The following is a 20,983-nucleotide window of genomic DNA, read 5'->3' as shown; positions in this document are numbered from 1 at the left end:
GATTCGGTTTTCGATTCTTAATCTAATGCTTGTTGCATTATTAGGACTTCTAATGCGTTACAAGATTCTTTTTGAATTTCCACTTCTCGATCAAAAAAGTGTACAACATTCGCATTCTCATTTTGCTTTTGCAGGTTGGGTAACCCATACTTTAATGACGTTACTAGTCGCTTTTTTACAAAAACACGATACACTCAATAAAATCACATTTAAAAAATACAATCTTATATTAATTGGGAATTTAATTTGCTCTTATGTAATGCTAATTTCCTTTATTATGCAAGGTTATGGAGCAATTTCGATTACTTTTTCAACCCTTTCTATTTTTGTTTCTTATTGGTTTGCTTATTCTTTCTTTAAAGATTGCAAACAAATTGAAACTTCTTCTGTAGCAACAAAATGGTTCAAAGCAGCATTATTTTTTAATGTGATTTCGTCTTTGGGAACTTTTGCTTTGGCTTATATGATGGCAACTAAAAACATCCATCAGAATGAATATTTAGCTTCTATTTATTACTACTTGCATTTTCAATACAATGGTTGGTTTTTCTTTGCTTGTATGGGATTGTTATTGGATTATTTAAAAATAACATCAAACTCAAATCGCATTTATTCGCAATCGTTTATTTGGTTATTTTGGTCCTGTATTGCAGGGTATTTTCTATCAACGCTTTGGTTAGATTTACCACTACTAATTTATATTTTAACTGCTATTTCGGCAATTGTTCAAGTAGTTGTTTGGTATTTACTATTTAAAACTATTTTTAAAGAAAATAAATCCATCTTCGTAAATCTTCCAAATTATTTAAAATATCTGATTTTATTTATCAGTTTTGCTTTGAGTGCGAAGTTCCTATTACAATTAGGTTCCACCGTTCCTGCAATTAGTAAATTAGCCTTTGGTTTTAGACCTATAATAATTGCTTATTTACATCTGATTTTGTTAGCTATTATTTCGCTTTTTCTATTGTTTTATATTTATGTGAATGATTTTATAGCAGTGAATAAGAAAACCGTTTTAGGACTAGTATTATTTAGCATTGGCGTTGTTTTGAATGAAGTTGTGTTAGGAATTCAAGGTGTTGCGTCTTTTAGTTATACATTAATTCCTTTTATTAATGAAGCCTTGTTCGGAATTGCCATACTTCTTTTCGCTAGTATTTTATGGACATCTTTTTTTACAAAAAAAGGATAAAAAAGTATTTTTTATGATTCTACGCATAAAATAATGAGCAGATAATCAAGTACTTTGTGTGTATAAATTATTCAAATTATGAAAAATTCCATTAAAACTTTATTGTTAGCCAGTTTACTAATCACCTTTGGATGTAAACAAGGCGAAGAAACAGCATCAGAACCAACATCAGAATCTACAGAAGTACCAACTGGAGGACAAGAAAATGTAGTAGATGCAACATCAAATCCAAACATTGTGCAAACTGCAATTGGAAGCAAAGATCACACCACTTTAGTTACGGCAGTAAAAGCTGCAGGATTAGTAACTTCTTTAAGTAATGCTGGTCCTTTTACTGTATTTGCACCAACCAATGCTGCATTTGATAAATTACCTGCTGGAACCGTAGAAGGATTATTAAAATCTGAGAAAAAAGGCGATTTAGAAAACATTTTAGGCTATCATACGTATGTAGGTTCGTTGAAAGCAGAATATATGCAAGACGGACAAGAGTTTGATATGGTATTTGGTGGAAAAGTGAAAATCACTAAAAAAGACGGAAAAACATTCGTAAACGGTTCTGAAATTGTGGCTTCCATTGAAACATCAAATGGTATTATCCATGTAATTGGCGACGTTTTACTTCCAAAATAAAAAACAATTATTAATTCATCTTTTATAAAGGTAAAAAGCGTAGACTTTAACAGTTTACGCTTTTTATTTTATAACCCTCCTAATCGGATTAAAGATCCTAAAACCAACATTGAAATTGCAATCAGAGTTACTACTATGATAAGAATCGTAACGTAATGGTATCTTTTAGGTGTAAGTTTTGGAAAAATAAAAAGTTGGGCAGAAATGGCTAATGTTAAAGAAGTAATAAACAAAATAAGTTTAATGGAAATTACTTTTTCAATTCCGTTTGAGAAAGAAAACCATTTGGTAAAAGTAACATCATAATCGTACGCCATTAAAATTCCGGTAATCACAAGCGTAATTAAAGAAGGCATTCCGATAGGTTCAAATTTATCTTTAAATGTTTTAAGTTTCTCTAAATCCTTAGTTTTTATCGCTTCAGGTAAATAGCGAGTAGCCAAAATAAGATGCCCCCCAATCCAAACGGTTGCCGCCAATAAATGAATGACTAATAAAAAATGATGATACATTACGCTAACGTTTTATACATGATAACATTGGCTATATTGAGTGCTCTTTCTTTGATTTCAATGGCTTTTTCGCCTTCAAATAATTCATCAACGGTTGTGGTGAATACGATTACCCAATGTTGAAAATGTTCTGGATTCATAGGACATTTACTGTGTAAATCTTTGTGTACTTGCATGGGACTTCCGTTGTAATTTCCGGTGTAGAACAAGATGTTTTCCCAAAAATCGTACATTCTGGGTAAATGAGTTTCCCAATTTACCTGGGCAATTTCCGTAAACAGAAAACCGATAACTGCATCAGTTTTAATTTTATCATAAAAGGTATCGACTAAAAGTTCAATATCCTTTCTATTTCTAATATCTGTTTTCATTTTGTAATTTGATTAAATAACAATTACAAGTCTTTTTTATTGAATTTTCGCATCGAAATGAAAAACGGAACAATCGCCCACAAACTCAATAGCACAAATGAAACCATTAATCCAACCGAAGTCCCAAAGAAATCTTTAAAAATTGCTCCAGTATATCCCATCATAGCGGAAACATCTAAATGCAAAAGAATTTGAATTCGAGCTAAGTCAATCGGACTAAAAGCGGTGATACCAACCATCATGTTCTCGATTGGATATTCAGCTAATTGGAAAAGTAAAAACAAAACCATTCCGTCAAATAATAGCGCGAAATACAACCAAATCATTATCGCTAAACCAATTCCTTTTGCTTTATCTCGGGTTAAAATCGAACTCAAAAATGCCAATGCGACAAAGATGACTGAAATCAAACAACCATTGAGCAACATCATAAAACCGATACTATCAGGAGAATTGACTAACAACGGAATTCCTGCCCCAATAAAAAACGCAAAAACCATCGCTGTAGATAATCCGAAAAACAAACTCAACCAAATCTTTTTTCTTTTGATAGGTTGACTTAGTAAAAGCTCAATAAATTCAGCACTGTTGTACAAATAAATCGTAGCAAATAAAATGGAAACCAACGGAACCGTGAATAAAATTACGTTTAAAATCGTTAGTAATCCTTTTGAAGAATTGTCTTCTAATGCAAAAGAACTCCAAGATAGAATAGACAAAATCAGCGTGTAAGCCAAAACGATTTTGTTTCGGATAATGTCGGATAATATAATTTTAATGATTCGGTTCATTTTGTTTGTTCTTTAAAATTTTAGCAATTGCTTTTGAAATCTTCTCTTCGCCAGTAGTCGTTTTTAATTCTTCCACTTTTTGATGAAAATGTACTTTCCCTTCTTGCATAAAAATGATTTCGGTAATTAAATCGTCCAATTCACTTAGTAAATGCGATGTAATCAAAATCAATTTTCCTTTTTCTTTCTCTTTGATGATTTTTTCTTTCAAAACCTCAGCCGCTAACGGATCTAAACCTGCTGTAGGTTCGTCTAAAATCAATACATCTGGATTAAAAAGAAAAGCTAAAACAGCACTTACTTTTTGCGTAGTTCCACCAGATAAAGTGCGCATTTGCTTATCAAACATTTTTTCTAATTCGAAAGCGTGCAACAAATCTTCATCCAAATTATCTGATGAATTTCGAATCTTTTTTATCATTTCGATAATTTGACCAATCGTCATATTATCTGGATATCTTCCAATTTGTGGCATATATCCAATTTTTTCACGATACAAATACTCACCTAAAACGGAATTTCCATTAAAATGAATCGTACCCGAATCAGGCAAAACCATGCCTAAAACCGATTTTATCAAAGTGGTTTTTCCACAACCATTCGGACCAATTAAAGCGATACATTCTCCTTTTTTACAAGAAAGATTGATGTCTTTTAAAACTTCAAATTTTCCAAACTTTTTCTGTAATTCTTTTATCTCAATCATAGCGGCAGTGACTTCATTAAAGGCTTATTATCTACAAAATTATCAGGTGTTATACTGGGTAATACTTTTTCAGATTTATCTAACAGCGTAATCATAAAACTCCGATACAGCAACATGGCGGAAGGCGTGTTTTCAGTTAATACAGCGAATAAACTCAGCGGATGATACGGAACATCGCCCATTCCATCTTTGTCCAAATCGTAACCTTCATATTTGTCCCAATAATTCGCATTGAACGTATTTAAAACCAAACTTCCATTGGTACTGATATCGAAAGTGTTTTTTAGAAAATTATTATTCACAATTTCATTTTCCATGCAACTCGCTTGGATTTTCATTCCCCAACCATTCGATTCGAAACTATTTTTCTCAACTTTGATTCGAGACGTTCCTTCCATGTAAATACCAGAAGTATTTCGAGCAAATCGATTGTTGAAAATATAACTATCTGCGATTTCTTTCAGTAATAATCCATAAGCTGAATCGCCCCAATTTTCCTCGAAATAGTTATTAAACATTTTTACGTTTTTAGTAAACATTACGGCTACTCCTGCTCCATTGTTTTTGAAAACATTGGTTATGTAAGCATCGTCATTAGAAAACATAAAATGCAATCCGTAACGAATGTTATTGTTTGCAATATTTCTCCAAATGACAGATTGAGTTACAAATTCGAAATAAATGCCGTCACGATGACCTGTGATTTTGTTTCCGATGATTTGTAAATTATTACTTTTCCAGCAGTGAATTCCGTTTCCGATTAACTGTTCGGCTTTACCGTAAGCTTTAATTACGTTATTTTTAACGATACAATTTGTACTGTTTTGAAGGTAAATTCCAAAGAAATTATTATCGAGAATATTACCCTGAATTGTGACGTTATTTTTATCATAAACACGAATACCACAAGGATCATTTAACGCGGCGTGACCTGAATTTATAACTTTAAATCCTTTTACCACTACATCATTGGCGTTGATGGACAACACTTCTTTTTTATTCTGACCATCTAAAACAGGGAAGTTCTTTCCAATAAAATATATCTTTTTATTGATTAAAATCGTTCCCTCTTTATAAATGCCCGAATGTACAAGAATCGTATCGCCATCTTTTGCTACTGCAAGGGCTTGCTTGATTTTCTTCACTGGAAAGTTAGCTCCTACCTGAATAATAGCTGCTTTCCCAATTGAAAAAAACAAAAGGAATACTATGAAACTAATTTTTTTCATTAATACATTGTGAAAACTTGTTCCCAAGTTAACGTTTTGGCATTAAGTTGTTTTTGAAAATTGTCTTGGTCTTTATCAGATGCAAACGCTGCAAAATTACCTCGCATAGGAGAATTTATAGAACCTCCACGCAAGTAAAAACATTGCTCGGCTGGAATTAAAGTATTGTCTTTTGCATAATCGTTAACAAAGAAAGATTGTACTTGCACATTCGTATTTTCTTTTGCGTATAACAACATGCAAGACAAATCATCAAACTTGTAGTAGCGACCTTTTTTGGTCAATAATTCGGCACCAAATTTTCCGTTTGAAATGGTCATCTTGCAAAACTCGCAAGTATCTACATTTAATTTGATAGGTTTTGGTTCATTAGAAACGCAAGAAATAATAAAAAGCGACGAAAATAAAAGTACAATCTTCTTCATAACTAAATAGTTTGTTTTCTTTTGAATAAATTGAATTCTCTAAATACAATGTAAAATAACATTGCACCAGCTGCAATTAAAAACCATCCTCCAATATCTGGAACTGAATAGGCTCCAAAATTCAATAATTGTTTGTATCCAATTAACGGTGGTTGATAGGCCATTCCAGGAACTTTAATTGCGGCATTTGGATCTAAATTGTGTCCGTATTCGTAATTCCATCGGTAAAAATCTACTCCTGCTAAGATAACGAAAAGTATAAAGGTTCCGAAAAAAGCTAGTACGAATTTTCTGTTATTGATAAAAATTAAAGCTAAAGAAATCAAAGCGAAAGCACCAATGATGTAAGGCAAAATTTTAAATTCGATAAAATTCTCGGTATGTAAAGTTGCCATTCCGATGTAGTGATTTAAACCGTTAATGATTTCTACATCGCCACCAATTTTATTAGCATGTAATTTTAGCACCAAACCTTCAGGATATTGAGGCGCATCTAAATCGATTTGCCACATAGGAACAAATAAAGAACCTATAAACAATCCTGCGATAATAAATAAAAAGATTTTTGAAACTAAAGCAAGTTTTGTAGTTTCCATACAATTGAGTTTAAAAAAGGGACAAAAGTTACTTTGTCCCTTTTGTTAAAAATTTATTTTGTTGCTGGTACGTTTGTTCCTAAACTAAATTGTAATGGAACATTTGAACCTTTTGGAGATACTCTAATGTATCCTTGCATTTCTTGGTGTAATGCACTACAGAAGTCGGTACAGTAGAATGGGAACGTTCCTACTCTATCTGGAATCCATTTTAATGTAGTAGTTTCTCCTGGCATAATTAATAATTCACCATTGTTAGCACCTTTCACAGCAAATCCGTGAGGTACATCCCAATCTTGTTCTAAGTTGGTTACGTGGAAATATACTTCATCACCAAGGAAAACACCTTCAATATTATCAGGAGCAAAGTGAGATCGGATAGATGTCATGTACACATGCACTTTGTTTCCTTCTCTAACCACTTTCGCTTCTTTTTCACCTTTTGCAGCGTATGGATGTTTATTATCTTCTAATTTATAGAATTTCAACTGCCCATTGTTTCGAATTAAATCTGCTGGAGCTGCTTGTGCATAATGCGGTTCTCCGATAGTTGGGAAATCTAAAATTAGTTTCATTTTATCGCCACTAATATCAAATATTTGTGCTGATTGCGCTAACTCTGGACCTGTTGGTAAATAACGGTCTTTTGTAATTTTGTTGTACGCTACTAAGTATTTTCCAAATGGTTTTTTACTATCTCCACCAGGAATACATAAGTGACCTACTGAATAATAAGTTGCAACGCGGTCTAATACTTTTAAGGTTTTGATATCCCATTTCACTACTTCAGAAGAAACGAAGAAAGTCGTATAAGCATTTCCTTTTCCGTCAAATTCAGTGTGTAATGGACCTAAACCTGGTTTTTGAACTTCACCATGTAAAGCTGCTTCGTATTTCACAACTGGAATTCCTCCATAGTCGCCTTCAAATTTTTTCCCTTTTATAGCTGCTTGTAATTTATCAAAACTAAATACAGGAATTAAAGCTGCTAATTTACCAGAACCTACGATGAATTCTCCTGTTGGGTCAACGTCACAACCGTGAGGTGATTTTGGACAAGGAATCATATAACAAATATCTTTTAATTCAGAAGCATCTAAAACCAATACTTCATCTTTCATAACAGATTTAGCAGAGTGTGTATGCTCATCCCAAGTGTTGTGCGCATATTTCACTTTCTGTTTTTTACCTTTTCCTGCTTTGATGTACTCTTCTGCTTTTTTCCAGTTCACAGCCATGATAAAGTCTTTATCTTTTTGAGAAGCATTTACTTCTAACAATGTGTTGGCTTGTTCTGTATTGTAGCAAGAGAAAAAGAACCATCCGTGAGATTTTCCTTTACCAGCATGCGAAAGGTCAAAATTTACACCTGGAGTTACAATTTGGAAAGCCAAATCCATTTCTCCCGATTTTTTATCAACACTTACAAAACTGATATGTCCTTTGTAATTTTCTTTATAAGTATTGATTGGAACGTCTCCATTAGAATAATCGGCAGGAACACTAAAACGAGTACCCGCTACCACATATTCTGTATTTTCTGTAATGAATGGAGAAGAGTGATTACCTCCACTGTTTGGAAGCTCGATAATTTCAGCCGTTTTAAATGTTTTTAAATCAATTCTAGCAATACGTGGGGTATTGTTAGCATTCCCAAAAACCCAACGACCATCAACTTCACCGTTAGTTTGAGACATTTCGGTGTGGTGTAAATCGTCCCAAGGCACAAATCCGTGAGAAGTGTTTAACATTGGTTTTGTTTCTTCGCTGTATCCCCAACCTTTTTCTGGGTCAACCGAAAATACAGGAATAACTCTGAATAAACGTCCGCTTGGTAATCCATAAACACTTAATTGTCCACTAAAACCACCTGAAACGAAATTGTAAAACTCATCGTATTTTCCTGGTGCAACATACGCTTTCTCAGCAGCGTCGCCACTTACAGCATCTCCTGAGCTTTTTGGCTTACAAGAAGTCACAAACGCACTTCCCAAGGCAATTACTAAAATTGCCTGTACAAATTTATTTTTCATGATATATGTAGTTAAATTAAGGTATCGCATTACTTTCACTTAACACAATACCTTTTTACGTTTATTTTACACCGTCATTTTTACGCATATACTCTAGAATTCCTCTAGCTTCATCGTCTGAAATACCTTGATTAGGCATACGAACCAAACAAATTTCCAATTGTGCTTGCACTTCAGGATCTTTGTCAATCATAGGATCTGGATTAGTTATAAAGTTCATAATCCATTGAGGTGTTCTTCTTTCAGTTACGCCTTTCCAACCTGGACCCACTAATTTTTCATCAGTCATTTTATGACATGATGTACATTTTACACCAGCAACTTCTTCCCCTTTAGAAGCCATTGCTTGGTCTAATGTTGCGCCTAATTCAACAGTGTCGTATTTTCCTTCGCCACGTTTTGGATCATACGAAGCCGGATCAGCGGCTGCTTCTGTTGTTGCTTCACCTTCAGCAGGTTGATAATTATCCTCGGCAGATGCTTCTTTTTTACCGCATGCTACAGCTACAGCAAGAGATAAAACAAGTAAAATTGATTTGTTCATGATATTTTAATATTAAAATTATTACTACAAATTTCTGAAATTGAGTGCTTTAAAAGTATGATTACAATCATAAAAAAGGATATTTTTATCTTTATTATTAACAATTGTTGAACAAAAAAGGCTGTTTCCATTTTTTGGAAACAGCCTTTTGCAAAAACCTACTTATAAAAATTAAATAACCCTCAGTATTAAGTAATTATATTTTAAACAGAAATTGTATTAAATTCTAATTTGTTTAATTGTAATTCCAATTGTAAAATATCATTTTGAATTTTTGAATTCTTTTCTTGAAAAATTGATTTATAATAGTCTATTCCATTTAAAAGATTTGCTTTAAAAGTTTCCCATTTTTTGATTTGTTGTGGAGTTATCTCGAAAGCTTCATTTATTTGGTTAGTCAAATACGAAACATACAAGCCTAATTCTTTTACAAACATATTAGGTCTATCGGTATGATTTTCGATTTCTTTCTTGCCGTAAATGTGCTGAATCATCTCTTTTAATGAAAATTCTCTAGAAAAATAAGCCATGTTTGGACCAGGACAAACCACAACACCTTGCGCTTGACCTTTGATTGGAATTCCTAATTCGATATGACTTGCATTTGCTAATCCCACACACAAACATGATTTTTCTGTGATTGAATTGTATTCTTTCGTGTAAGTTTCGAACGAAATGACATCACGTTTTGCTTCTAACTCTTCCAATTTCTTGTCTTGATGTTTTTTTGAAGCGGTACAAGTGCCTTCTTTTTTGTATTCTTTACTTAAAGCTAAATATTTCTTTGGACAAGAACTTCCTGCTTTTCCTGAAGCAATGCGTTGGCTTTTAAAGAAATCATTTGTCATTCCTTTAATTGTGTTGAAAGGAACTCCTAAAGGTGAAATGTTACTCAAATACAAATCTTTTTCTTTAGCATCGGCTAATAATTTTCTAGTTTCCGCATCAACTGAAGTAGCTTCTGGAACTAGAAGAAATGGTGAACCCCAACCCACAGCATCCACTTGATAATGGTCTAATAAAAACTTATGTTCTTCTGCTGTTCCAACGCCTCCTTGTACTGTGATTTTTAAAACAGGTGGTTCGTTTGGAACTATTTTATTTTTTGATGCTAAAGCATTTGTAAATAGTGAATAGGCTGATTGAATTAATTCTTCTTTTTTCTTTTTGAATTCTTCTAAAATTGGGCCTAATAAAAAACCATCAGTAGCAAAAGCGTGACCTCCACAATTTAAACCTGATTCGATTCGATATTCGGAAACCCAAAGTCCTTTCTTAGCTAGAAAATTTCCTTGAATCATCGCCGAACGGAAATCACTTACTTTCAAAATAATTTTCTTATGAAATTGTCCGTTTGTATTTGGATAAAAAGCATCAAAAGTTTCCATGTAACTATACAATCTTGGATTCATTCCAGCAGAAAAAACTACGGATGAATTTGTGGTACTGTTTACAAAACCACGTAAAGCAGCATGGGCATCGTTATAAATTACAGGTAATTGTTCGTCATCACTAAAATTATCTTTATCAATTTTTGTCATGATGTTCACATCAATACTACCTGGTGCAAAATGATGGTCTAAGATTGCTTTCAATTCCATCATATTGGTTTTTCCTGAATCAATTAAATGCTCTAATTTGATTTTCAATTCGGAAGTTGTTGGCAAAATGGAGATAAAATCTTCTAATTGCGTTCTTTTTTCAATCAATTCTGATTTGAAACTTTCGAATTTTTGAGTGACAACTGTATCGAGTAAATTCAAATAATTGGTAATTCTTTTGGCCCTAAAATCTTCAACTTTTTGTGAGATTTCTTCATAAGGTTGTTTGAATTTTTCGGCATAAAAAGCGGTCATTTTTTCAATCAAATCATCATCCATGATAGAGATTACAGAATCAATTCCGTATTGTGCCACTCGCACCGGACTATCAATAGTGAAAGCCAATCCCATAACAGGAATGTGAAAAGTGTGTACGTTTTTTTGTAAAGTCATATTGTTTTCTTGGTTAATTTTTGTGTTCGATTTATCTCTTACCAAAATAAATAGTGACAAATAAAATACAATCCTTCAGATTAATATATGATTATTATCATGCTTTGAAAATTAGAAGAATTTAAACTAAAATCACTAAAATAATTCCCATTAAACCACCAAAACCTAATATCAAATATTTCCAAAAAGGATGCGCTTTTTTTAATTCCATAAACTGAAAAGCTACCAACCAAAACTTAATCAAAGCTAAAGTCACAACCGTTGTTGCCATAATTTCTGCACTTACATTTAATGCTAAAAAAGCAGCAATTATAGTCAGTGCCAACAACAAAATAAACGTAGAAGAAATCGTATCTTTCATAATCTTACATTTAAAAAAGTAAATAAAGTACTGGGAATAAAAGCAACCAAATTAAATCGCACATGTGCCAAAAACTGACGCTTGCTTCGATGTCTTCAAAGGATGCTTCGGTTTGTTTTTTCTTGATGGAAAATGTAATGACTAATAAAATTACTAATCCCACCAAAACATGTATAAAATGAAAACCCGTTAATAACCAATAAAATCTAAAAAAAGAATTGTAATCCATGTGCAATCCGGCTTGTAATTTTTCGTAATATTCGAATGATTTTAAAACTAAAAATCCAAGACCTCCAACCATTGCACAATTGAAATAAAACAACGTCTTTTTGATGTTAGCGGCTTTAAAAAAGTAAATCCCTTTGGCTACAAAAAAGCCGCTGGTTAACAACAGAATCGTATTTATTATTCCAATTGTTTTGTTCAGTTTTAGACTACTGTTGTGAAACAATTCACGCTCTTCCGAACCGTAATATGCTAATGCTAAAATTGCCATTCCGAATGTGATGAGTTCCAAATAAATGATAATCCAAATTAAAATGCCTCCAGGCGGATAATATATTGATTTTGTATTGTTCATGATTGTAATAATTCAACTTTACCTGTGTGTAAATCGTAAAATGTTCCTACTATTTTTATTTTCTTTTGATGGACCAACTCTCTAATAATTTTGCTTGAAGAGAGAATGTGATCTATGGTGGATAGCACGTTCAATCGACCTGTTTCATTTGATAAATGCTCGGGTAATGGATACGTTCTGTGATGACTAAATGCCACTTTGATTTGATTGGTTAACTGGGTTAGATGTCCCAAATTCACATTATCAATTGCACCTTGAACCGCACCACAATTGGAATGTCCTAACACCACCAACAATTTTGTTCCTTTTACTTTAACAGCATATTCCATACTTCCTAAAATGTTTGGATCTTCAATATTTCCAGCTACACGAGCTACAAATAAATTTCCAATTCCTTGATCAAAAACAATTTCAGGTGGTACACGAGAATCGATACAAGACAACACAAAAGTGTGCGGATGTTGGTCTTTTTCTGAATGATGTGCTTCATCAATAAAATCATTATGCATCGGTACATTATTAACATAACGCTGATTTCCTTCCATCAATTCTTTCAAAGCTTCATTTGCGGTTTTTGGAACATGATGATGCTCAACAGTTTCACACGAAAAAATAAAGATGATAAAAATGCTGAATAAAATAGTACCTATAATTCTCATAACTCTTTCTATTAATTATTCCATTCCAACAATCGTTTTTCGCCATTAATTTGTTTGATATCGGTAATATCTTGCGACATTTCGATTACGCCTTTATATCGTTTTTGAGTATCTCTAACTGCGAAATAGCGAATGTAAATCAGACGTTCTTTGTAGTTAATCCAGAAAGAAGCTTCGTTTTGCTCGCCTTTTCTAAACGCTTCTAAAATTTGCAAAACGGTATCTACACTTTTAGGCGGATGACAAAAACGAACTTCCCTACCAATAATTCCGGCACTTCTTGGAAAAACGCGTTCTTCACCTCGATTGTAGAAAATTACTTTATCGTTTTCATCAACATAAGTTAAATCGATAGGTAAGGTTTTGAAAAGTAGATTTACTTGTTCAATTGTCATGAAGCCTTCATCGTAATGCGCTGCATTTTCGTTGAAAACCACATCGGTTCTGCGTTCTGTATCTTGAGAAGGATGAATGTATTCGGATTCTTTTGGGAATTTTGGTGGCGCTTCTGATAACATCCAACCTATTTCATCTTCTCCTTTTCTCATTTTAATCCAATCTTCATCAGATAGCATTTCTAAAGCATTTGGAAACAACACGTTTTCTTCTACTTCTAGTAAACGATATAAATTTTGAGAGATTAAATTGGTATTGTATTTGGCTGAAGTGAAATCTTGGTCTTCCAAATTTTTTCTAACAATGCGAAACATTTCTCTAATCGTATCGTGAAACGACCACATATTGCGAGATGGTCCTGTCCAACCTTTTTGTTCTAAAAACGGAAATAATTGATTTTCTTTTCGTTCAAAGCGTCGTTCAACAGTTGCTAAATGATTAAATACATTGTAAAATTTCTGAAATTCTTCTTTTGGATTAATGACATTTAATTCTTCTAATAATTGATGAATCAAATCGGTTTCTACGAAATAAGTATGAATGGGATGTCCTTCAATCACGTTTGTATGTGTTTCTGATGTTGCCATTTTATTGATGTTTGATTTTCTCGTACAGTTTTACCAATGATTTTAGTAAAGCTTCAGGAGACGTTAATATTTGATAATGATTTTGACCGAACATTTGCGGTAAATAATATTTGGCTTGCGCTTCAATGGCTAAGGCATACGAATTGATTTTTCGTTCATTTAATTCTCGCAACGCTTGTTTGATATCTTGAATGCCGTGTTGTCCTTCATATTTATCGTAATCGTTTGGTTTTCCATCTGAAAGCACGATAATCCATTTGTTTTTGGCATCCAATTGATCCATTCGTGCGCCAGCGTGACGTAATGCGGGACCAATTCGAGTATAACCATTAGGCTCAACAGCTCCAATTTTATGTTTGGCTTTGTTCCAACTTTCGTTGAAATCTTTCAAAGTGAGATAAGTCGTGAAATTTCTGGTTTTGGAATAAAATCCGTCAATCGCAAAATCAATGTCGAACTCGTGCAGAATTTCGCCAAATAAAATGGAAACTTCTTTTTCTACATCAATCACTCGATTTCCTGCGGCATAACCATCGCTTGAAAGACTAATATCTAACAAAACTAAAATCGCAATGTCTTTGTTTTTCTTTCTTTGAGATAAATAAATGCGTTCGTCTGGCGATTTTCCAGAATGAATGTCGGTATATAAATCGGTTAACGCGTCTAAATCGAAAGCGTCACCTTGTAATTGTCTTCGTTGTTGTTGCATTTTATTATTTACGCTGGTAAGCATTTTTCGTAAACCATTTAAAGTGGTTTTGTACTTCGCCATCGTATTTTTATAATAAGTCTCGTGAGTTTTGAGTTGGGTTTTTGGATACACTTTACAGAAATTAGTCAAGTAATTTCGTTTTTTGAAATCCCACTCATCATATTTTAAATGAAAGCCTTTTTCATCTACCTCAGCACTTTCGGCAATGGAAGTATTTTCAACAAAATCGGCTTGATATACAGAATGTACCATATCATCCACACGAACCGTAAACTTCATGTTCATTTCTTCCAAGGCTTCTTGATGGTCTTTTAAATCGTCTTTTCCATCAAAATCGCGCCAATTTCCGTTGAATTCTTCTACAGTTTCAATTTTCTCAAAACTGTGCATTAACACATAATCTTCTTGTTGTTTTTTGTCGATAGTAAGCGATTCAATTTCTTCAACGGCTTTCGCATGAAGTGTGGTTTCGGCTACGACATTGTTTTTTATTTTTTTAGTATTGTCATCGAAATTTTGCAATACATTTTCGGATTCAATTTCGGGTGTGTTTTTCATCCACTTTCCATACAACCAAGAATAATCAATAGATTGGTCTTTTTTATTAACGGGTAATTTTGGTACCGCATCATAATAAAACTCTTGCATAGATGGATAATTTTCAAACATTTTTCCAATGACTAATGGCGCTGTTTCAAAAGCTTTTTCTAAAGAAAGTTCAGTTGAATTATCTTGGTTATCCCAATTGAAATTCAGTTGTTTTTGAATGCTCAAATACACCGTTCTGAAAAAATAGAATTTCAGATTTTCTTCTTTTGTTGGGAAAAGTGAACAATTTATTGGAAGAAAAAAGTTTTTGTTTTTGTAACCGCCTTCTCGTTCGGCTGGAAAAATATCGATTGGCGCACCACAAATCGCTCTCGCAAAAAGCGTCAATCGCGGTTTGATGTCAGATAAGTTGATTTGACGGCTCAGAATTTCGGCATCATTGAGTCGTTTATTTTTAAAGTACTTGAGTACTTTTTTATAGATAATTTCGTCTAATTCTAAGCCCATATCTCAAATCTTTAAATCATTAAATCGCACAAATCGTTTAAAGCTTGAATGGTTTCTTGCTCATCTGTTAAAGGTTCAACAACGGCAACGTGAACGGCTAATCGTTTTGGTAATCCGTTATTGATAAGTTTCGCGGCGTCCACTAATAAACGGGTGGAAACAGTTTCGGTTAGCCCTAACTCGGTAAGATTTCTAATTTTTGTTCCGATTGCGACTAACTTTTGAGCGATATCTGCTTGAATTCCGGTTTCATTAATTAAAATTTCGGCTTCGATTTTTGGATTTGGATAATCGAATGAAAGTGCAACAAATCGTTGACGAGTAGAAGGTTTCAATTCTTTAAATCCTTTTTGATATCCTGGATTAAATGAAGCAACTAATAGAAAATCAGGATGCGCTTTGATGGTTTCTCCTAATTTATCAATGAAAAGTTCTCTTCTGTGATCGGTTAAGGAGTGAATGGCTACGATGACATCTGGACGTGCTTCGGCAACCTCATCTAAATATAAAATGTAACCGTTTTTTACAGCTATGGATAAAGGTCCGTCAATCCAAATGGTTTCGGCTCCTTTGATAATGAAGCGTCCAATTAAATCGGTTGCTGAAGTTTCTTCGTGACAACTTACGGTGACTAATGTTTTGTTAACTTCATTCGCCATATATTCGATAAAACGGGACTTTCCAGAGCCTGTTGGACCTTTTAATAATAAAGGTAAGCGCAATTGGTTGATTTGATTGAAAATTTCAATTTCTGAACCTACTGCTTTATAAAATATGGTTTTTTCTGCTACTATCATGGCAATTTATTTTTGAAAAAACCGAAACCAAAAGCGGGCAGCGACAACTCTGAGCAATTGGTCTCGGCTGGTTATTAATTGTATAATTCTAACCTAAAATAATTAATAACTATTCTTTTATAAGAGCTTCATCTGTAGGTTTACCGTATTTGATAAACTCTAAAATGTATAAGGTAATTCCGGTTGTAAATAATGTAGCACAAAGCAACAATACGACAAAGTGAATACTGATTTCGTTTTGAACATCCATAAAATCCATTTTCATTTTACGTTCCATGTACACTTGGGCAACACCTGCTACACCGAAAGCTACTGTCATTCCTAACATTCCGATATTAGACAACCAAAATGCCATGTGACCTCTTGTGCTGTCGTATAATTTTCTTCCAGTAATGTTTGGTAAAGCATAGCTAATAATCGCTAAAACAATCATCGCGTAAGCGCCCCAGAAAGCGTAGTGACCGTGCATTGCTGTTACTAAAGTTCCGTGAGTATAAATGTTGGTTTGTGGTAAAGTGTGCGCAAATCCTAACAATCCAGCTCCAATGAAAGATACAATAGAAGCACCGATCGTCCAGAATAACGCAATTTTGTTTGGATGTGATTTTTCTCCTTTTCGGTACATGTACACTGCAAATAATGCCATTGCTAAGAACGCTAATGGTTCTAGTGCAGAGAAAATTCCACCTACGATTAACCAAATTTTATTCACTCCGATGTAGTAGTAATGGTGACCTGTTCCTAATAAACCTGAAAGGAATGTCAAACCAACAATTACGTATAACCATTTCTCAATAACTTCTCGGTCAACACCAGTAAGTTTGATTAATAAGTATGATAAAATACCTCCCATGATTAGTTCCCATACACCTTCAACCCATAAATGCACTACCCACCAACGGAAGAATGAATCGGTAACTTGGCTATCGAACCAAATCATACCAGGTAAGTATAATAATGCTGCGAAAACCAATCCCATTGTTAAAACTAATGAAGTTGTGGTTCGTCTTTCTGCTTTGTATAAAGTGGTGAGGATTAATCCTAAGAACAGTAAGACATTGATTACAACTAAAACATCTAATTCTCTTGGAATTTCAAGGAATTTTCTACCTTCCCAAATATTAAAGTGATACCCAACGATTGCTAAAACGCCGACAACCGCCAAGGAAATCAACTGTACATAAGCCAATTTTACATTGACTAATTCTCTTTGCGCTTCTTCAGGAATGATATAATAAGCGGCTCCCATAAAACCGGTTAATAACCAAACTACTAATAAATTCGTGTGAACAGCTCTTGCTGTATTGAACGGAATAAAATCGTGAAGACCATCCATTCCAATTCGGGCAAAGCCCATAATAAAACCATAGATAATTTGTAATGCAAATAATAACATGCATAATCCAAAGAACCAATACGCTACTTTTTGTGATTTATATTTCATAACTCTATATTTTGGATTATTTGTCTTTAGCTAAAGGTGAAACCACGCGGTCAAAACCATTCAAATCAATATTTCCAATCCATTTGAAGTAAGCAATCATGGCTTCGGCATCGGCATCGTTCATTTCGTATTTTACCATTTTTCTGCCTTTTGGTCCCCAAGGAACTGGCGATTGTAAAACGGCTTTTACATAGCCTTCTCCTCTTCTTTCGATTACTTTAGTAAGTTCTGGAGCATAGTAGCCTCCTTCTCCAAGTATGGTATGACAACCCATACAATTATTCGATTCCCAGATTTCTTTTCCTCGAATAACTTTTGCATCAATCTTATCATGATAAGTTTGATCATTTTTAGGCATGAACGAGTAAATAGTTAAGCCGATAAAGACTAAAAACGTTACTACGGTTCCACCTAAAAAAAATGCTCGTGCTTGTGATTTTGATAACATATTTTAGATATTAGTTAGAAATTATAAAGGATGTTTTTATCCTTTAATTAAATACAAAATAACTGCCAAAAAAAAACATTCGTTATGATTCAAATCATACAATAGAAATTAAATTAAGGATAAATTTGTCTTTTATTAAATTAAATATAAAAATATGGTTATAGATTCAAACAAAACAGTGGGAAACATAGTAGCAGATGATTACAGAACTGCGGGTGTTTTCAGTCAGTTAGGTATCGATTTTTGTTGTAAAGGAAACCGAACAATCGATGAAGTATGTGCAAAAAAAGGCATTGATAAATATGCGCTTTTAGACGAATTAGAACGTGTTACGGCAAACAACAACAGTCAAGGAATCGATTTTAAATCTTGGGAATTGGATTTGTTGATTGATTATATTGAGAAAAAACACCATCGTTATGTGGAAGAAAAAATTCCACAATTACTATCGTTTTTACTTAAATTGGAACAAGTTCACGGTGCTCAACATCCAGAACTTTTTGAAATTAAAAAACTATTCAAAAGAAGCGCCGACGAATTAACGCAACACATGAAAAAAGAAGAGTTAATTCTGTTTCCTTTTATCAAAAAAATGGTAGAAGCTAATCGAAATAATACTCCAATCAACAATCCCGGATTTGGTTCTGTGGCCAATCCTATTGCGATGATGATGGAAGAACATGAAAATGAAGGTGAACGATTTGAAAAAATTGTAGAATTATCAAACAATTATACACCGCCAGCTGATGCTTGCAACACTTACAAAGTAACTTATCAAATGTTACAAGAATTTGAAGCGGATTTACATGCGCACATTCATTTAGAAAATAATATTTTGTTTCCAAGTGCCATTGTTTTACAAGATAAGTTTTATTAGTTAATTAGGTTCTTTAAACGGAGTCGTTTTGGTAAACAGAGCGACTCTTTTTAAAGTAAAAGGACTGCTAAAATAATTAGCAGTCCTTTTTTAATTAAAAATAACCCATTTATAATTAATCTATTTTTTGTAGGTAAACAATTGCGGATTAAATGAAACCATTACCCATGCCCAATTGTTACAATTGTTGTTATTTCCACCTTTTAAAATTTCCATAGTGTTGCTAGCAAACATTTTTGAAACACCTCCAGAAATTACAAAGTTTTTATCCATTTTATAAATAGCTGTTAAATCGATTTCTGTACCTAAATAGCTATCTTGTTCTTCTAAAGTAGCCATGTTGTAAACTGAAGTAGCACTATAAAAAAGATGTGGAGCTAACGTTACTTGCCATTTATTCTTGTCGTAAATAAATTTGGTATAAAAATCTTGTAATCCAACCGAATTTTTATGATTCCCAACGTAGAAATAATCCATTAAACCATTGAATCCATGATTGGTTCCAAATAAAGGCGTGAACGATTTTATTTTAGTATCGGTATCATTTTGATCTTTTCCAGATAAATATTCGAAACCTAATTCGGCTTTGAAAGGATTGGTGAATTTATATCCCAAATTAAATCCCGCATAATACGCACCAACAGCAACTTTATCATTAGTGATGGCAGCTTCACCTGTTTGAGCATACAAACCGAAATCACCATAAAATTTTGAAGCATCCCATTTTCCATAAGTTCCGAGAGTTTGTAAATAGGCAACTTGAAATTTATTTTCTACCAAATTTTCATATTGGTAGCCATTATTCAATGCTAAAAAGCTTAAACTTAGTTTTGAAAATTTTTGGTTGAACCAAATGAACTGCATGTTTTTATAGTTCGTCACATAAGCAGATTCGTATAAGGCTTCGTTGTTATTATTTAACGCTGCTCCGAAATCCAATTGGTAGCCATTTTTCTTATTGGTAATCAAAACTGCATCGTGACTTTGACCTTGTTGCAACCAATCGATTCCGCCCATAATTCTTTGATTATCATAAGAAAGTACTTGTCGACCGAATTTTGCTGTCCAATTCGTATTGAAATCATACGAAATCCAAGATTCGAATAACGCTACTCCGTTTTTATCCGACGGAGAAGTTGTAGCCACATCACCCCAAACTTTTACGTTTTGAAACGATACATTGGCTTTAAATTTTTCTTGTTTGTAAAAAAAATTCATTCTTGAGCGTTGGGAAACAAATGAAGTGGGATAAAAATCGTCTTTCATTAATTCTTTGAAACCATTTCGGTATTCAAAACGAGGTCGTATTTGTAGGTTGACATCTAACTCTTGAGCAAAAGAACCTACAGTTGAAATTGCAAAAGCAACCGCAACTAACATTTTATTTTGAAGTTTCATGTTGTATTGATTTTTTGGGAAGCCACTACTATATTTTTGCCGCTTCATCTTTGATTTTTGAAACCGTTTTATCGTAACTAACCCCTAAGCCTTCTTGTTGGAATGCTAGTTCACCTTCTGCATTAAATACACTAATGATATTGGAATGTGAGAAATCTATCGGAGATATTTTTTTATAATTTACGGCTAGAACTGCTGCAAATTCTCTGGTGTTTTCTTCATTTGAACGCAAGAAAACCCATTGATTTCCTGTCATTTTATTTTCGATAGAGAAATCTTTTAATCGTTTTGGAGTATCAACCGTTGGATCAATACTTACTAAAACCAATTGGACTTTGTCTTTGTATTTTTCTGGGATTTTGGCTTCAATATTTCGCATATCAGCAACTAATCTTGGACAAGCCGCTTTACATGAAGTGTAAATCATCACCATAACAAGAACTTTTCCTCTTAATTCTTTCAATTCAATATCTTTTCCGTCTTGATTGGTCCATTTTTCAGGCAAGTTGTAAATTGATAAATCGGTTATTGGTTTATCTTTTATGTCTTGTTTTTCCTCTTTTGAATTGCATCCGATTAATAAAAGGGAAGCAATTACGAATAAAATTATCTTTTTCATGACTCAATTTTTTAATTGAA

The 20,983-nt window shown here is 33.4% G+C and carries 23 protein-coding genes; 3 read left to right on the top strand and 20 right to left on the bottom strand.

Annotated elements, in window-relative coordinates; genetic code table 11:
• The first annotated feature begins 25 nt into the window (after positions 1-25).
• Together B0I03_RS09870 and B0I03_RS09865 are read left to right on the top strand one after the other, a co-directional pair.
• On the top strand, positions 26-1,195 hold the full coding sequence (locus B0I03_RS09870) for a hypothetical protein (RefSeq protein ID WP_111567262.1): 1,170 nt from the start codon (positions 26-28) through the stop codon (positions 1,193-1,195).
• A 78-nt stretch (positions 1,196-1,273) separates the two neighbouring features.
• The gene (locus B0I03_RS09865) at positions 1,274-1,828 is read left to right on the top strand and encodes a fasciclin domain-containing protein (protein ID WP_111567261.1); all 555 of its coding nucleotides are present in this window, start codon (positions 1,274-1,276) and stop codon (positions 1,826-1,828) included.
• Between the two features lie 68 nt (positions 1,829-1,896).
• Here the strand turns inward: B0I03_RS09865 and B0I03_RS09860 are convergent, their stop codons facing one another.
• The 18 genes from B0I03_RS09860 to B0I03_RS09775 all read right to left on the bottom strand — a co-directional run bounded on the left by B0I03_RS09860 (position 1,897) and on the right by B0I03_RS09775 (position 18,069).
• Positions 1,897-2,340 carry a copper resistance protein CopD gene (locus B0I03_RS09860; protein WP_111567260.1) on the bottom strand — a complete coding sequence of 148 codons (444 nt, stop codon included), beginning with the start codon at positions 2,338-2,340 and terminating at the stop codon, positions 1,897-1,899.
• A complete protein-coding gene (locus B0I03_RS09855; protein ID WP_111567259.1) occupies positions 2,340-2,711 on the bottom strand; it encodes a group III truncated hemoglobin in 372 nt (123 codons plus the stop codon). Before B0I03_RS09855 ends, B0I03_RS09860 begins: the two co-directional genes overlap by 1 nt.
• 23 nt (positions 2,712-2,734) lie before the next feature.
• Entirely contained in the window at positions 2,735-3,502 is a 768-nt protein-coding gene (locus B0I03_RS09850; protein WP_111567258.1) for an ABC transporter permease subunit, read from the bottom strand.
• Entirely contained in the window at positions 3,486-4,208 is a 723-nt protein-coding gene (locus tag B0I03_RS09845) for an ABC transporter ATP-binding protein (protein ID WP_111567257.1), read from the bottom strand. Before B0I03_RS09845 ends, B0I03_RS09850 begins: the two co-directional genes overlap by 17 nt.
• Positions 4,205-5,437, bottom strand: coding sequence for a nitrous oxide reductase family maturation protein NosD (locus B0I03_RS09840; protein WP_111567293.1), 1,233 nt, complete (start codon positions 5,435-5,437; stop codon positions 4,205-4,207). Before B0I03_RS09840 ends, B0I03_RS09845 begins: the two co-directional genes overlap by 4 nt.
• Positions 5,437-5,862 carry a nitrous oxide reductase accessory protein NosL gene (locus B0I03_RS09835; RefSeq protein ID WP_111567256.1) on the bottom strand — a complete coding sequence of 142 codons (426 nt, stop codon included), beginning with the start codon at positions 5,860-5,862 and terminating at the stop codon, positions 5,437-5,439. The genes B0I03_RS09840 and B0I03_RS09835 overlap by 1 nt, the downstream gene beginning before the upstream one ends.
• A 2-nt stretch (positions 5,863-5,864) precedes the next feature.
• Positions 5,865-6,458, bottom strand: a complete 594-nt coding sequence (locus B0I03_RS09830) for a hypothetical protein (protein ID WP_111567255.1) — start codon at positions 6,456-6,458, stop codon at positions 5,865-5,867.
• 53 nt (positions 6,459-6,511) lie between these two features.
• Complete coding sequence (gene nosZ / locus B0I03_RS09825; protein WP_111567254.1) at positions 6,512-8,491, bottom strand: Sec-dependent nitrous-oxide reductase; 1,980 nt, start codon at positions 8,489-8,491, stop codon at positions 6,512-6,514.
• Between the two features lie 61 nt (positions 8,492-8,552).
• Positions 8,553-9,035, bottom strand: a complete 483-nt coding sequence (locus tag B0I03_RS09820; protein ID WP_111567253.1) for a c-type cytochrome — start codon at positions 9,033-9,035, stop codon at positions 8,553-8,555.
• Positions 9,036-9,238: 203 nt separating this feature from the next.
• Entirely contained in the window at positions 9,239-11,029 is a 1,791-nt protein-coding gene (locus B0I03_RS09815; protein WP_181452379.1) for a hypothetical protein, read from the bottom strand.
• Between the two features lie 121 nt (positions 11,030-11,150).
• Positions 11,151-11,390 (bottom strand): cytochrome C oxidase subunit IV family protein, encoded by a 240-nt coding sequence (locus B0I03_RS09810; protein WP_111567252.1) that lies wholly within the window; start codon positions 11,388-11,390, stop codon positions 11,151-11,153.
• A gap of 10 nt (positions 11,391-11,400) precedes the next feature.
• Positions 11,401-11,970 (bottom strand): cytochrome c oxidase subunit 3, encoded by a 570-nt coding sequence (locus B0I03_RS09805; protein ID WP_111567251.1) that lies wholly within the window; start codon positions 11,968-11,970, stop codon positions 11,401-11,403.
• Entirely contained in the window at positions 11,967-12,629 is a 663-nt protein-coding gene (locus tag B0I03_RS09800; protein WP_111567250.1) for a carbonic anhydrase, read from the bottom strand. The genes B0I03_RS09805 and B0I03_RS09800 overlap by 4 nt, the downstream gene beginning before the upstream one ends.
• A gap of 11 nt (positions 12,630-12,640) precedes the next feature.
• Positions 12,641-13,612 (bottom strand): DUF438 domain-containing protein, encoded by a 972-nt coding sequence (locus tag B0I03_RS09795; RefSeq protein ID WP_111567249.1) that lies wholly within the window; start codon positions 13,610-13,612, stop codon positions 12,641-12,643.
• 1 nt (position 13,613) lies between these two features.
• On the bottom strand, positions 13,614-15,380 hold the full coding sequence (locus tag B0I03_RS09790; protein ID WP_111567248.1) for a nitric oxide reductase activation protein NorD: 1,767 nt from the start codon (positions 15,378-15,380) through the stop codon (positions 13,614-13,616).
• A gap of 11 nt (positions 15,381-15,391) precedes the next feature.
• The gene (locus B0I03_RS09785) at positions 15,392-16,177 is read right to left on the bottom strand and encodes a CbbQ/NirQ/NorQ/GpvN family protein (RefSeq protein ID WP_111567247.1); all 786 of its coding nucleotides are present in this window, start codon (positions 16,175-16,177) and stop codon (positions 15,392-15,394) included.
• A gap of 109 nt (positions 16,178-16,286) precedes the next feature.
• Complete coding sequence (locus tag B0I03_RS09780; RefSeq protein WP_111567246.1) at positions 16,287-17,621, bottom strand: cbb3-type cytochrome c oxidase subunit I; 1,335 nt, start codon at positions 17,619-17,621, stop codon at positions 16,287-16,289.
• A 16-nt stretch (positions 17,622-17,637) separates the two neighbouring features.
• Positions 17,638-18,069, bottom strand: a complete 432-nt coding sequence (locus tag B0I03_RS09775) for a c-type cytochrome (protein WP_111567245.1) — start codon at positions 18,067-18,069, stop codon at positions 17,638-17,640.
• Between the two features lie 154 nt (positions 18,070-18,223).
• Here B0I03_RS09775 and ric point away from each other — a divergent pair, with 154 nt between their 5' ends.
• The gene (gene ric, locus B0I03_RS09770; RefSeq protein ID WP_111567244.1) at positions 18,224-18,946 is read left to right on the top strand and encodes an iron-sulfur cluster repair di-iron protein; all 723 of its coding nucleotides are present in this window, start codon (positions 18,224-18,226) and stop codon (positions 18,944-18,946) included.
• Between the two features lie 120 nt (positions 18,947-19,066).
• Here ric and B0I03_RS09765 read toward each other — a convergent pair whose 3' ends face one another.
• Both B0I03_RS09765 and B0I03_RS09760 read right to left on the bottom strand, forming a co-directional pair.
• Entirely contained in the window at positions 19,067-20,392 is a 1,326-nt protein-coding gene (locus tag B0I03_RS09765; protein ID WP_245903004.1) for an alginate export family protein, read from the bottom strand.
• Positions 20,373-20,963: an SCO family protein gene (locus B0I03_RS09760; RefSeq protein ID WP_111567243.1), complete on the bottom strand. Its 591-nt coding sequence runs from the start codon at positions 20,961-20,963 to the stop codon at positions 20,373-20,375. The genes B0I03_RS09765 and B0I03_RS09760 overlap by 20 nt, the downstream gene beginning before the upstream one ends.
• Between the last annotated feature and the right edge of the window lie 20 nt (positions 20,964-20,983).

The sequence above is a fragment of the Flavobacterium aquaticum genome, assembly GCF_003259835.1.
GTDB lineage: Bacteria > Bacteroidota > Bacteroidia > Flavobacteriales > Flavobacteriaceae > Flavobacterium > Flavobacterium aquaticum.
This window is presented reverse-complemented; position numbering and strand designations above follow the sequence as displayed.